Consider the following 12,775-nt stretch of genomic DNA (forward strand, 5'->3'; position numbering starts at 1 on the left):
CGTGAATTTTGTGATTCGCCGTCGCAAATACTGAGGTTTTAGCTATACCTGTAACTCCCCCAGGCAAAGTTTTCGGCCTTCTGACAGGAGTTACAGCATGAAGCTAGCAGTAATGATGGGCACGCTGTGTTTTGCCACCCTCGCCGTAGTGGGCTGCTCCAGCAAAACCGTCGACCCGAAAGAGTATTCGGGCTTCCTCAAAGACTACAGCCAACTCAAGGAGGCCAAGTCGACGTCCGGTGCTGAAGTGATGCGCTGGATGGACCCCAAGTTCGACATCAACAAATTCACCAGCGTCTACATCGAACCGAGCCAGCTCTACCCCAAACCGCAACCGACCGCGAAGATCCCGCAGCAGACCCTCAACGGCATCACCAGTTACTACGACCAGGCACTCAAACGTGAAATCGGCAAATCATTGCCACTGGCCAGCGGCCCTGGCCCGGGTGTGATCGTGGTGCGTCCGGCAATCACTGCAGTGAGCAGCAAGACGGAAGGCCTGCACGCCTATGAAGTGATCCCGATTGCCTTGGTCGCTGCCGCAGTGAGTACTGCGAGCGGTATCCGCGATCAGGAAACCACCCTCGCCACCGAAGCGGTGTTCATGGATGGCGGCAGCAACAAGGTCGTAGCCCAAGTAGTGCGTAAAGGTACCGGCAAGCCGCTGGAAAACGACTCGCAGGTGATGAAAGCCAGTGACGTCAAAGCGGTGATCGACGGCTGGGCGGTGGACATGCATCAGATGTATCTGAAACTGAAGTCTGAATCCAAATAATGCATCGAGGCTGATGGCCCCATCGCGGGCAAGCCCGCTCCCACATGGATCGCTGTGAATCAATAATCGCATTCACAACACAAATCCCTGTGGGAGCGGGCTTGCCCGCGATGGCATTCGCAAGGGCGCTACATCATTGCCCGGTAAACCAGCGGTAATACGGATTGCCGCCATCCCAGCGCATCACCTCGCGCATGTCCCGCCCCCACGCATCCCGATCGCCGTCATACGCATGCAGACTCGCCCGATAAAACTGCATCAGACGCTGGCGATGGGTTTCCATGCGCTCTGTGAACCCGGCATCGGCGTTCACCAGCGGCGGCGCCTGATACAAATCCAGTAACGCCGGCAGCACGCGGGTGATCTCCTTGCTGCGCACCCACGGCGCGTATTCGATCCTCGGTTGGTCGTCAGTCACGGCGGGGGCATCAGCAGCGAAGCGTTCCAGGCCTGCACGATCGGTGACCCAGGTCGCCATTAACGCAGCGGCCGAACCGATGCCGACATCCTGCAAGGTGCTGCGCACGCCGTCCTGTTGGAAGCGCTCGGTGATCTTCGCTGCATCCAGTTGCATCGGCGTCATTGAACCGACCAGCAGCATCTCGTGGAACTCGCTGGTCCATAGCGAGGCATACGGAAATACGTCGAGGAAGCTGCGCACCAGGGAACGCGAGTCATCGATGTTCTGCGTCGGCAATGGCAGCCATTGCGCGACGATGCCTTTTTCCTCAAGGCGACTGGCCGCCAGTTGATAGAAGTCCCGCGAATACAGATTGACCACGCCGGCAGCGGAGGGCGGTGGCGGTTCAAGAGTGATCAGGTCGTAAGTCTGGGCGCTGCGCAGCAGTTCCTGGCGGCCATCGCGCAGGCGTACATCGACACCGGGATCGCTGGCGGCATTGAAGTTACCCTTGAACAACGGCGCCGCTTTAACCACCGAGGGCAGCAGCTCGGCGACCACCCGGTGCTCCAGCCCCGGATAGCGCAGCATCGCACCGGCGGTGATGCCGGTGCCGAAACCGATCACCAGCGTCGAGCGCGGTTCGCCGTTGTGGATCAGCAGCGGCAGCAGCGCCTGAATGCGCATGTAGCGTAACGACGGCATGGCGTCACCGGTGTTCGACACTCCCTGAATGTACAAGCGATGGAAGTTGTTCTCGCCGCGACCTTGTGCGACCACTGCGACGGTGCCGCCACGGCCTTCTTCGTAGAATGCCAGCGTGCCGTTGCGCGCACCGGGCAACAGGCTGGCGAGTTTGTCGACCGGGGTCAGCAGGGCCACGGCAACCGAGACCAGCCCGAGCGTGACGACGAGCTGGCGCCGACCTTTCTTCACGTGGTGGCCTTTGCGCACGGCACAGTAGCCGACAACCGCCGCGATGATCGCCAGCAGACCCAAGGTCCGCACCAGCCCCAGCAGCGGAATCAGCAGGAAGCCACAGAGCATCACCCCGACAATCCCGCCCAAGGTATTGAACGCCACCACCGCACCGACATCGCGCCCGACACGCTCATGGCCGACGCTCAGGCGCAGGGCCAGCGGAAACGCCGCGCCCAGCAGCAACGTCGGTACAAACACGATGCTCAGCGCCGCTACGGCAAAGCGTGCGCTCATGCCCGCCAGTTCGCTGACGCCCAGGCTCAGCAACCACATTTCGGTCTGGGTCTGGGCGAGGACGAGCCAGCGGCCGAGCAGGGCGATTTCCAGCAGCGCGACCAGCCCGGCGCCGGCGATCAGCAGGCCGAACACACCCCACGGATCACGAATGCGCTCGACACGACGGGCGAGCAGGGCGCTGCCGATAAACAGTCCCGTCAGGTAGGTCGCCAGCACCACCGCGAACGCGTAGGTGCGCGTGCTCATGAACTGCACGATCGATTGCGACCAGACCACCTCATACCCCAGCGCCACGCCACCGGCGATGGCATACAACCAGAGTGCGGTGCGATCCGTGGCTTTCTCGCTGTGCGGTTTGCTCGCGGCTGCCACGGGCAAGGGTTGTTGCCGCGCAAACCACAACGCGCCTACGGCGGCCAGCAGGTTGAGCATCGCCGCGAACAGCGCGCTGCCACGCACGCCGAGCGTGGCGATCAACACAAACGCGGCGAGCAACGTGCCGACAATCGCGCCCAGAGTATTGGCCGCATACAACTGACCACCGGCCTTGCCCGGGTCAGTCGCCAATGAACGCACCAGCACCGGCAGCGTGCCGCCCATCAGCACCGCTGGCAGGCCCACCAGCGCAAATGGCAGCAGCCAGGCCAGCAGGCCGACGTGACCTTGCAGCCAGGCAAACGGACTGGCCGCCAGGCTCATGGCAACCGTTGCACCTACGCCGAGGATCGCCACCAACACTTCCAGCCCGGCATACAGTAGAACCGGCTGCTGCAAGCGATCTGCAAAGCGTCCGAACAGCCAGCCACCGATCGCCAGTCCGGCAAAAAACGCGCTGATGCCGGTGGTGATCGCGTATACCTCGACGCCGACCACCAATGACAGTTGCTTGATCCACAGCACCTGATAGACCAGCGCAGCAGCACCGGAGATGCACAGCAGCAGGGCGGGAATGATCAGCGCCGGGGCGGCCGATAGCGAGACGGGTACGGCCGACGGCTTGCTGGCGATACGTGAGGACATACCAATTGCCTTATACAAAATAACCGGCCACCCCCTGTAGGAGCTGCCGCAGGCTGCGATCTTTTGATCTTGATCTAAAAAACAAAGATCAAAAGATCGCAGCCTGCGGCAGCTCCTACAAGGGCTCCGTCCGGTTTGGGATAGAGGCTGCCCGCCGGTAAGGGCGGGCGGCAGTCTTGCGGTTACTGTGCAGCTTTCATTTTTTCTTCAATCTTCGCATCCACTGCAGCTCGGATCTGGTCGATGCTGAAGCTCGCCGGTTTCTGGCTGGGCGGGTACTCGATGAAGGTCTGGAGGAAGCGCGCTGCCTTGGTCGTTGCTACGGCGACGAGGTAAACGTTCTTGGTCGACCAATCGTAGTATTGATCGGACACCACATCGGCCCGCTCATACGGGTCCATTCTCAGATTGAATATCTTTGGCACACGCAACGGCGTGAACGGGTTGCTCCATACGGCGAAACCACCTGGGGCACGCTGCTCGGCGAATACGGCTTTCCAGTTGCCAAAGCGCATCGAAACCAGCATGCCGTCGTCGTTGAAGTAGTAAAACTCCTTGCGTTCACCGTTGGGTTGCTGGCCGGTCAGGTAAGGCAACTGGTTGTAACCGTCCAGATGCACTTTGAAGGTGTTGCCGCCGCTTGACGGCGCCCAGCCTTTGAGCAGCTTGCCGGTTACATCGGTATCGCCCGCTGCGGCCAACAAGGTCGGGAACCAGTCCAGGCCCGAGAACATTTCGTTGGAAACTTCACCCGGTTTGATCTTGCCCGGCCAGCGAATCATTGCCGGCACGCGGTACGCGCCTTCCCAGTTGGAGTTCTTCTCGTTGCGGAACGGCGTGGTCGCCGCGTCCGGCCAGGAGAACTGGTTCGGGCCGTTGTCGGTGGTGTAGACGACGATGGTGTTGTCGGTGATTTTCAGGTCATCGAGGGTTTTCAGCAGCTTGCCGACATCGCCGTCGTGCTCAAGCATGCCGTCTGCGTAATCGTTGCCGGGCATGCCGCTCTGGCCCTTCATCGAGTCACGCACGTGGGTGAACAAGTGCATACGCGTGGTGTTCATCCAGACGAAGAACGGCTTGTCAGCCTTGGCCTGTTTTTCGATGAACGCCTGCGCGGCAGCAGTCGTTTCGTCGTCGATGGTTTCCATGCGCTTGGTGGTCAGCGCGCCGGTGTCTTCGATCTTGCCGTCGGCGAAGCTGTGAATGACACCGCGTGGCGAGTTGGCCTTGACGAAGTCCGGGTCATCCTTGGGCCAATAGGGGCGTTCAGGCTCCTCTTCGGCGTTAAGGTGATAGAGGTTGCCGAAGAACTCGTCGAAACCGTGGTTGGTCGGCAGGTATTCGTCCTTGTCCCCGAGGTGATTCTTGCCAAACTGTCCGGTGGCGTAACCCTGAGACTTGAGGGCCTGAGCGATGGTGATATCACGCTTTTGCAAGCCGACAGTAGCGCCCGGTGCGCCGACTTTCGACAGCCCCGTACGCAACGGCGTCTGCCCGGTAATGAACGACGATCGTCCAGCCGTACAGCTGTTCTCCGCATAGTAATCGGTGAACATCATGCCTTCTTTGGCGATTCGGTCGATGTTCGGCGTCTTGTACCCCACCACGCCCATGGAATAGGCACTGATGTTGGTCTGGCCGATGTCATCGCCGAAGATCACCAGAATGTTGGGTTTTTCAGCCGCTGTGGCGGTTGCCGACAGCGCCATCACCGAGGTTGCCACCAGGGCGAATTTCGGTAGCCACTTGCGTATGCGAGTCATCTGACTTGCTCCTTTTCGCGGGGGTCGTTTATTGCGACTTACGTTTATTGCAGTCCTGCAGCACGCTTTTTTCTTATTGCACCTGCTCGGTTGCGGGTGGCTCGAACGGGTAAATGCGGCGCCATTCGGACGCCATGTCCACCACGGTCCAGCCGCGGGAATTTGCTTCATCGAGAGCCTTGTCGAGGCGCCCGATATCGGATTGACGGTCGTAGGCCCATTCACGCCTGGCGTCGGTGTGATGCACCAGGCCCATGAAACGTTTGCCGGAACCGGCGGCGGTCCACTGAAGCATTTGCAGGTCGCCGTCGGAGTTGCCGAAGGCGAGGATCGGTCGGCGACCGATCACCGCATCAATGCTTTCCGGTTTGCCCGGGCCGTCGTCGTTGTGCGCCAGTTTTGGCGTGCGCACGATCGAGGCCTTGCCGTCCTTGTATTGAAATGAAGTAATGAACGTGGTGCCGATCACCTGCTCCGGCGGGATGCCATAGACCTTTTCGGCGAAGGCACGCATGAAACCGGTGTCGCCACCGGAAACGATGTAGGTCTTGAAGTCCTGGCTGCGCAGGTAATCGAGCATTTCCAGCATCGGCTGAAAGATCATCTCGGTGTAGGGCTTGCCGGTTTTCGGATGGCGCGCCTGGCTTAGCCAGGTCTTGGCGTAGTCATCGAACGCTTCGGTGGTCATGCCGGTGTGGGTGGCGCCGAAAATCTTCAGTAAACCGTCCATGCCCGCCGCCGCGAGCGCTTTGTGATCATTTTCGATGACCGCCTTGAATGGCTGGGTGGTTTTCCATTCTGGATGCTGCGCTGCAGTGCGCTTGACCTCGTCGAAGGCGAAGAGCAATTCGAAGTACGCCGGTTGCTCGCTCCACAGGGTGCCGTCGTTGTCGAACACGGCGATGCGCTCAGCGGGTTTGACGAAGTCCTTGCTGGTCTGGTCGGTGACGGCCTGGACGAATTCGATGATGCTTTTTTTCGCCGGGCCGTCGTTCCACGATGGCAACGGCTCACTGGCTTGGGCCAGCAGCGGCAGAGCGAGCGCAAACAACAGCGCCAGATTGAAGCGTTGACGGTGCTGTGGCGGGTTCGTCATGGGAAATTCTTCTCGTGAACGGGGTTGAGCGGGCGCAGGGCCGAGGCCGGTTTCGCCTGCTGCTGCTCGGCCTGACTGTGAAGCGTAGTCAACGATTGGCGCAGTTGAACGAGTGTTTGCTCGGTGCTCGGTTCGCGGCCGTAAAGGCCACGTAACAGGCCTTGCAGGCGTGGGCCGGCAGCGACCAGTTTCAGCCCCAGGCGACTGCGCCGCAGCCACAGGTATAAGGCGCTCAACTGTGGCGGTCTGGCGTCGAGTTGCGGGGCGATTTTTTGCCAGGCGCAGTCCGCCGATTGCTGCCAGGCCACTTGCCGCGCGAGCTTGCGCGCTTGCCATTGCTGGCGGGCACGGGTGAGAGCAGGGCGCAGCAGATAAAAGGCGCCAATGGCCACCGCCAGTAAGCTCAGCCACAGCAACCAGCGGGTGGAAACGTGCAGGCGATTCTGACCGAGCTGCCTGAGGTCGTCGGCGATCGAAAACACCGGTTTGTAAGCCGCGTCAGCGACGGCCTCGAACGTAACCGCCGGGACTTGCGTGGTGCGCAATTGCCGGCTGCTGGCATCCCACCATTTCACCTCGATGGCCGGCAAGGTGTGCGAGCCAGCCTGGTCGATACGGTAAGTCACGCTGTCGACACGCTGCCCGCCGAGAATATCGCCGCGACCGTCATCGAGGCTGCTGACTTGCGGGGTTTTGGTATAGCGGCTCAGGCCGGCGGCATCACCCAGTGTCGGTATGGGCAAGGCCATGGCCAGCGCGCCGTCCGCTTGCAGGGTCAGTTGGCGGGTAATGCTGTCGCCGACTTTCAGCGGGTTGGCCGAGTGCGTGACAGTCTGGGTAAACCGCACAGCGTTGGCCACCAACGGGGTTTCCCCCGGTTTGAAACCGGGGGGGTGTGCCGCGATGAATTGCACAGGTTGGCTCTGCGCGCTGATTTGCGTTGTCGCCTGACCGGGCGTGGCGCGCACGGTCAGGGCGGGGATGGCGAAAGTGCGCGCGACGTTCGGAGTGATCAGGTAGCTGTAACGCAAACCGCTGAATGCCTGGCCCTCGATGGTCTGATTGAGGTGCTGGGCCTGACCGTCCGGTGGCATCACCAGTGCACCATCGAGTTTCAGCTCGGGCAGGGTGGCGGCGCTGGTGAACCAGGTGTCGGTGAGCACGTCGAGTTGCAGCTCGATCAGGCCGCCGACCATGGCGCCTTCGGCGGGTTGCAGGTGGGCCTGGACCTTGAGTTGCGGTTCGGCTGCAAAGGCATTGAAGCTGACTGCGCTGGCCAGGAGTAAGGCGCTGATTTTTTTGCTGATTGATCCGGCCCCATCGCTGGCAAGCCAGCTCCCACAGGTTTCTTCGGTGTATTCACCGATTTTGGCAGTACCGCAAAACCCTGTGGGAGCTGGCTTGCCAGCGATGGCCGCGCCGCGGTTCAAAGGGATCATGGCTTGGCCCCCGCCTGATCCTGCAAGTTGAACTTCTGCTTGAGAAATTTCGCCGGTGAGGTGGTCAGGTTCTGCAACCACAGCGCGTCGGACGCGGCCTGTTCGGTTTCAACCTTTTTGCTCTGACCCTTGCCCGGTGCCTTATCGAATTTCACCTCGTCGGGCTTGGTTTCCGGGGCATTCTTTTCTGCGCTTGCGGTGTCTTTGAGCAATGCCTGGGCCAAGGCCAGATTGGCCGTGGCTTCCGGGAACTGTGGCTGTAGCTTCAACGCCTGGGTGTAGGCGGCGATGGCTTCATCGAACTTGAAGCGCCGCACATAAATATTGCCCAGATAGAAATACGCTTGCGGTGTGTCCAGCCGCGCGAAAGTCGCCAGCGCGAGGTCGTAATCGGCGGCGTGATAGGCCGCAACGCCTTTCCAGTATGGGTCGACGAACAACGTCGCGGCTTGCGGGAAATGTGCGTGCTCGAACGCCCAGCGCCCTTGTTGATCACGGGTGAAGAAGGCGTCGCTCAAGGCATTTGCCTGTGCTGGCGCCGCTGGCCAGCCAAGACCTGCGGCGAGCAAGAGCGCCGGCATCCAGTTCACGCTCCAGCCCTTGCGCACACCGAACAATGCCAGCACCAGCAACGGCCAGCACAACCAGTATCCGGCGTCCTTCCAGTGCAGTTCGCGCTGTTCGGCGCTGGCGCTCTGAAAATGTTGCTGAGCGTGCAGCTCGATCCAGTCCAGATCATCGTCATTCAGGGTCAGGCTGCCGAGCGGTGCATCGACCGCCGACGCCAGTTGTTTGAGCGCCGCCTGATCGAAGCTGCCGAGGATCGGACGGCCATTGCTGTCGATTTTCGGCTGGCCACCGGCGCCCTGGACAACCCCGCCGTCCTCGCTGCCAACCGCCAGCACCAACACTTGCAGCTGACTGTCGTGCAGGCGTTTGTCGAGCCCGTCGAGTCGCGAGGTGTCAGCACCGTCGGTGAGCAGCAGCAGGCTGCCCGGGGTTTTCTCGGCACTGAGCAGGCGTTTGGCTTGATCGATCACCGCACCGACATCTTTGCCCGGCTTATCGATCAGCCCGGTGCCGAGGGCTTGAATGAACGTGTCGAGCAGCGCCGGATCATCCGTCGGCGGCAGCACCAGATGCGCGCTGCCGGCGTAGGCGATCAGCGCAGTGCGTGCACCGGCACGGCGCTGGATCAAGTCGTGAAGTTTGTGTTTGGCCGCTTCCAGTCGGGTCGGTTGCACATCGTTGGCGTCCATCGACGGCGACAGATCCACGGCGACGATCAATGGCGCGCGGTTCTGCAGAAAGTCCGGGCGGTCCTGCTCCCAGGTCGGCCCGGCCGCTGCCACCGCGCCAAGGATCATTACTGCGCACAGCAGATGCACCGGCCGCAGCCGCTGATGATCCTGTGGGGTAATCAACAAGTGCGGCAACAGATGCTCGGCGATGTTGCCGCGCAGCCGTCGTTGCAGGTCACGGCTGCGGCGCCAGATCAGCGGCAATGCAGCACCGAACAGCGCGAGGATCAGCCACAGCGGTCGCAGGAAATGGAAGTCACCGAGATTGATCTCCATCTCAGGCCTCCTGCCGTTGACGCGCGAGCGATAAACGCGGACGCAGCAGCGCGCCGAGGTGATACAGCGCCAATAGCGCCATGGCGGCACCCAGCGGCCAGTAGAACAGTTCCCGTTGCGGCTGGTGGCTGAGGGTTTTCACCTCATGTGGCGTCAGCCGATCAAGCGTGCTGTAGACCTGATCCAGCGCGGTGCGGTCTTCGGCGCGGAAGAATTGCCCGCCGGTGGTCTTGGCAATCTGCTCCAGCCCCGCCAGGTTGACCTTGGCTTCGCCCGATGCGCTCGGGTCGCCGATGCCGATGGTGTGGATGATCACGCCCTTGTTGGCGGCCATTTCGGCGGCGTGATCCGGGGTGATCGCGCTGCTGGTGTCGTTGCCGTCCGTGAGCAGGATCAGCACTTTTTCCTGCTCATGCGCCTGATCCAGCAGCTTCAGACTCAAGCCGATGGCATCGCCGATCGCGGTGTTGGGCCCGGCCATGCCGATGCCGGTGTCTGCCAGAAGCAGCGACAGGCTGGCATGATCGAGGGTCAACGGTGCCTGCGGATAAGCGCCGCTGCCGAATACGATCAGCCCGAGACGGTCGTCCTTGCGCTTGTCGATGAAGCCTTGCACGACTTCTTTGACCGCCGCCAGGCGATTGATTTTCACACCGCTGGCGTTGGTGAAGTCTTCGGTTTCCATTGACTGCGAGATGTCGATGGCCAGCATCAGGTCGCGCACCGGTTGTTGGCGTTCGATCGGCTTTTCGACGAACACCGGGCGTGCAGCGGCCAGCAGAATCAACGCCCACAGCAGAACATTCAACAGCAATTGCCAGTGATTGCGTCGACTGCCGACAGTGCCGGGTGCTTCACCGACAGCCCGGCTCATGGCGTTGAAAAACGGTACGCGCACGGCGCTGCGGGCCTCGTTGTAGGCGGGCAGGTAGCGGTACGCCAGCCAGGGCAGCGGCAATAGAAGCAACAACCATGGGTAATCAAGCTGCCACATGGTGATGCTCCACCCAGTGTTGGCAGGTGTCGAACAACGCCTTGCGCTGCGGCGCGGGCAGGGCACGCAAAGTCTCGTCGGGGGCGTAAGCGAGTTGCGCCAGTTGCGCGCTGAAATCAGCCGGCAAAAGCCTTTTGCTGTGCTGCTGCAAGAAGCCTTGCCAATCCTCCCTCCCCAACGCCCCGACCCTGTGGGAGCTGCCGAAGGCTGCGATCTCTTGATTGTGTTTTTTAAAGACCGGAGCAAAAGATCGCAGCCTTCGGCAGCTCCTGCATGAGGTCGGCGTGGGCATCGAGAGGGCGACGCGTTTGAGCAGTTCGGGCAGTTCGCGCAGGGCATTGAGGTCATCACTGCGGCTGCGCAACTGCGCCAGCCGCGCCAACGCTTCACGCCGATATTGATCGCGTTGCCATTGCCGATAGCGACTGATGGCGATAGTCAGCGTGAGCAGAATCAAAACCCCGAGCACCACCCACCAGCCCCACGTCTGCGGCGCATAACTGACCGGCGTCGGCAGGCCCAACTCCTTGAGTTGCTCGATGCTCGGGATATTCGGATTCACCGCCGTGCTCCGGCGCTCTTGCCGAGTTCGGCGCGCAATTGCGCATGAGCCTCTTCGGCGGTGCTGATCATCATCAACGGCACCTGACTGCGGCGCAGCAGGGTGGCGACGTCCTTGAGCCGGCCGCTGAGAAAATCCCCCAGCGGTTGATGCACGTTGCGTTTTTCGATGGCCAGTTCCACCTGCAACTCACCTTGCGTCACCAGCAGCCGACCGTTGGCCGGCAGCTTCAGCGCCAACGGATCGTAGACTTGCAGGGCGATCACGTCGTTGTGCGCTGACAGTTGCCGCATCAGTTGCAAGGTGCGCTCACCGGCACCGGCGAAGTCGCTGACGATGCAGATCAAATGATCGTGGCCGGCGAGGGCGAGGCAGCGCTGCAAGACCTTATCGAGTTGATCCTCGTCCTCAGCGTCAGGACTGCCCGCGTTCAGTGCTCGGTTCTGCTCGGCGATGCGGCTGAGCAAGGCCTCCACGCGTTTGCGGCTGCGCAACGGGGCGACGCTGTCGATGCGTTGATCGTTGAACACCAGGCCGCCGACCCGGTCGCCGGCATGGAACACCATCCACGCAGCCAGCGCGGCCAATTCGGCGGCCACGGCGGATTTGAAACTGCGTTGCGAGCCGAAAAACATCGACATGCGTTGGTCGACCACGATCAGCGCGGGGCGGTCGCGCTCCTCGGTGAAGGTGCGCACCACCGGTTTGCCGGTGCGCAGGGACGCACGCCAGTCGAGATGGCGCAAGTCGTCGCCCGGTTGATAACGGCGCAGCTCATCGAAGTTCAATCCACGGCCGCGCAGGCGTGAGGCATGGTTGCCGGCGAGGATGCTGCCCTGTGGTTGGCGAGCGAGAAAGCTAAGGTCACGGGCCTTGAACTCCAGCGCCATCAATTGCGCGAGAGAGACGTAGACCAGACCTTCGTCGTTCATGCCGGAATCGCCACTTTATCGAGAATGCGATCAAGCACCTGATCGGCGCTGACGCCATCGGCCACCGCGTCATAGCTCAGTTGCAGGCGATGACGCAGCACTGGATGCACCACCGCCCGCACATTGTCCGGCGAGACAAAATCCTGACCCTGCAACCACGCATCGGCGCGCGCACAACGGTCCAGGCCTATGCCGCCACGCGGGCTCGCGCCGATTGAAATCCAGCGGGCGAGGTCTTCGTCGTAATCGGCGGGGTGGCGGGTGGCGTTGATCAGGTCGATCAGATAGTTGTCGATGGCGGGCGACACATGCACCGCGCTGACTTCCTTGCGTGCGGCGAAAATGACCTCCTGCGACAGGTTGAAGCCCTTGGCAGGGGTGGTGTTGGCGCCTTGGGCGAACTCTTCGTTGCGTAGCAAACGCAGCACTTGGCTCTCGTTTTCTGCGCTCGGGTAATCGAGCAGCACCTTCATCAGGAAACGGTCCATCTGCGCTTCCGGCAGCGGGTAAGTGCCTTCCTGTTCGATCGGGTTCTGCGTGGCCACGACGATAAACAGCTCGGGCAGCACATGACTGTTACCCGCCACGGTGATCTGCCGTTCTTCCATGGCTTCGAGCAACGCCGCTTGCACCTTGGCCGGCGCGCGGTTGATTTCGTCAGCGAGGATCAAGTTGCCGAACAGCGGGCCGGGCTGGAAGCGGATTTCGTTCCTGCCTTCGACCTGATGCAGCACCTCGGCACCGGTGATGTCCGACGGCAGCAGATCCGGGGTGAACTGGATGCGGCTCATCTTCGCGTCAAGGTGTTTGGCCAGCGCCTTGACCGTGCGGGTCTTGGCCAGCCCCGGCAAACTTTCCAGCAGCAAATGGCCGTTGGCCAACAGACCGAGGAGGATCTGCCGGATGACTTGATCCTGGCCGAGCACCGCTTCGGCGATGCTGGCTTGCAGGGCGTTGAGGTCGGTAAGAGCAGTCATGGCAGCAATCCTTTGTGTCCGG

General features: G+C 61.5%; 10 protein-coding genes. 1 reads left to right on the plus strand and 9 read right to left on the minus strand.

The features are described from left to right. Positions 1-97: 97 nt before the first annotated feature. Positions 98-775, plus strand: a complete 678-nt coding sequence (locus EJA70_RS24160) for a DUF3313 domain-containing protein (protein WP_158834059.1) — start codon at positions 98-100, stop codon at positions 773-775. A gap of 133 nt (positions 776-908) precedes the next feature. On the opposite strand, the gene EJA70_RS24165 is transcribed toward EJA70_RS24160, so the two are convergent. The 9 genes from EJA70_RS24165 to EJA70_RS24205 all read right to left on the minus strand — a co-directional run bounded on the left by EJA70_RS24165 (position 909) and on the right by EJA70_RS24205 (position 12,753). Further along, a complete protein-coding gene (locus EJA70_RS24165; protein ID WP_158834061.1) occupies positions 909-3,413 on the minus strand; it encodes a fused MFS/spermidine synthase in 2,505 nt (834 codons plus the stop codon). A gap of 182 nt (positions 3,414-3,595) precedes the next feature. Continuing rightward, positions 3,596-5,176 carry an arylsulfatase gene (locus EJA70_RS24170; RefSeq protein ID WP_158834063.1) on the minus strand — a complete coding sequence of 527 codons (1,581 nt, stop codon included), beginning with the start codon at positions 5,174-5,176 and terminating at the stop codon, positions 3,596-3,598. A gap of 73 nt (positions 5,177-5,249) precedes the next feature. Beyond that, on the minus strand, positions 5,250-6,272 hold the full coding sequence (locus tag EJA70_RS24175) for an HAD family phosphatase (protein WP_158834065.1): 1,023 nt from the start codon (positions 6,270-6,272) through the stop codon (positions 5,250-5,252). Next, on the minus strand, positions 6,269-7,711 hold the full coding sequence (locus EJA70_RS24180) for a BatD family protein (protein WP_158834067.1): 1,443 nt from the start codon (positions 7,709-7,711) through the stop codon (positions 6,269-6,271). The genes EJA70_RS24175 and EJA70_RS24180 overlap by 4 nt, the downstream gene beginning before the upstream one ends. Then, on the minus strand, positions 7,708-9,288 hold the full coding sequence (locus EJA70_RS24185) for a VWA domain-containing protein (protein ID WP_158834069.1): 1,581 nt from the start codon (positions 9,286-9,288) through the stop codon (positions 7,708-7,710). Before EJA70_RS24185 ends, EJA70_RS24180 begins: the two co-directional genes overlap by 4 nt. A 1-nt stretch (position 9,289) precedes the next feature. Further along, on the minus strand, positions 9,290-10,282 hold the full coding sequence (locus EJA70_RS24190; protein WP_158834071.1) for a VWA domain-containing protein: 993 nt from the start codon (positions 10,280-10,282) through the stop codon (positions 9,290-9,292). Continuing rightward, positions 10,269-10,844, minus strand: a complete 576-nt coding sequence (locus EJA70_RS24195) for a DUF4381 domain-containing protein (protein ID WP_158834073.1) — start codon at positions 10,842-10,844, stop codon at positions 10,269-10,271. The genes EJA70_RS24190 and EJA70_RS24195 overlap by 14 nt, the downstream gene beginning before the upstream one ends. Continuing rightward, positions 10,841-11,776, minus strand: a complete 936-nt coding sequence (locus EJA70_RS24200; RefSeq protein WP_158834075.1) for a DUF58 domain-containing protein — start codon at positions 11,774-11,776, stop codon at positions 10,841-10,843. The genes EJA70_RS24195 and EJA70_RS24200 overlap by 4 nt, the downstream gene beginning before the upstream one ends. After that, a complete protein-coding gene (locus tag EJA70_RS24205) occupies positions 11,773-12,753 on the minus strand; it encodes a MoxR family ATPase (RefSeq protein ID WP_158834077.1) in 981 nt (326 codons plus the stop codon). The genes EJA70_RS24200 and EJA70_RS24205 overlap by 4 nt, the downstream gene beginning before the upstream one ends. Between the last annotated feature and the right edge of the window lie 22 nt (positions 12,754-12,775).

Source organism: Pseudomonas sp. PB103 (assembly GCF_009764635.1).
Classification (GTDB): domain Bacteria; phylum Pseudomonadota; class Gammaproteobacteria; order Pseudomonadales; family Pseudomonadaceae; genus Aquipseudomonas.

Excerpts from the sequence above, each read along its gene's own strand:
- EJA70_RS24160 (WP_158834059.1), top strand. The coding sequence starts at position 98 with ATGAAGCTAGCAGTAATGATGGGCACGCTGTGTTTTGCCACCCTCGCC.
- EJA70_RS24165 (WP_158834061.1), bottom strand. The coding sequence starts at position 3,413 with ATGTCCTCACGTATCGCCAGCAAGCCGTCGGCCGTACCCGTCTCGCTA.
- EJA70_RS24170 (WP_158834063.1), bottom strand. The coding sequence starts at position 5,176 with ATGACTCGCATACGCAAGTGGCTACCGAAATTCGCCCTGGTGGCAACC.
- EJA70_RS24175 (WP_158834065.1), bottom strand. The coding sequence starts at position 6,272 with ATGACGAACCCGCCACAGCACCGTCAACGCTTCAATCTGGCGCTGTTG.
- EJA70_RS24180 (WP_158834067.1), bottom strand. The coding sequence starts at position 7,711 with ATGATCCCTTTGAACCGCGGCGCGGCCATCGCTGGCAAGCCAGCTCCC.
- EJA70_RS24185 (WP_158834069.1), bottom strand. The coding sequence starts at position 9,288 with ATGGAGATCAATCTCGGTGACTTCCATTTCCTGCGACCGCTGTGGCTG.
- EJA70_RS24190 (WP_158834071.1), bottom strand. The coding sequence starts at position 10,282 with ATGTGGCAGCTTGATTACCCATGGTTGTTGCTTCTATTGCCGCTGCCC.
- EJA70_RS24200 (WP_158834075.1), bottom strand. The coding sequence starts at position 11,776 with ATGAACGACGAAGGTCTGGTCTACGTCTCTCTCGCGCAATTGATGGCG.
- EJA70_RS24205 (WP_158834077.1), bottom strand. The coding sequence starts at position 12,753 with ATGACTGCTCTTACCGACCTCAACGCCCTGCAAGCCAGCATCGCCGAA.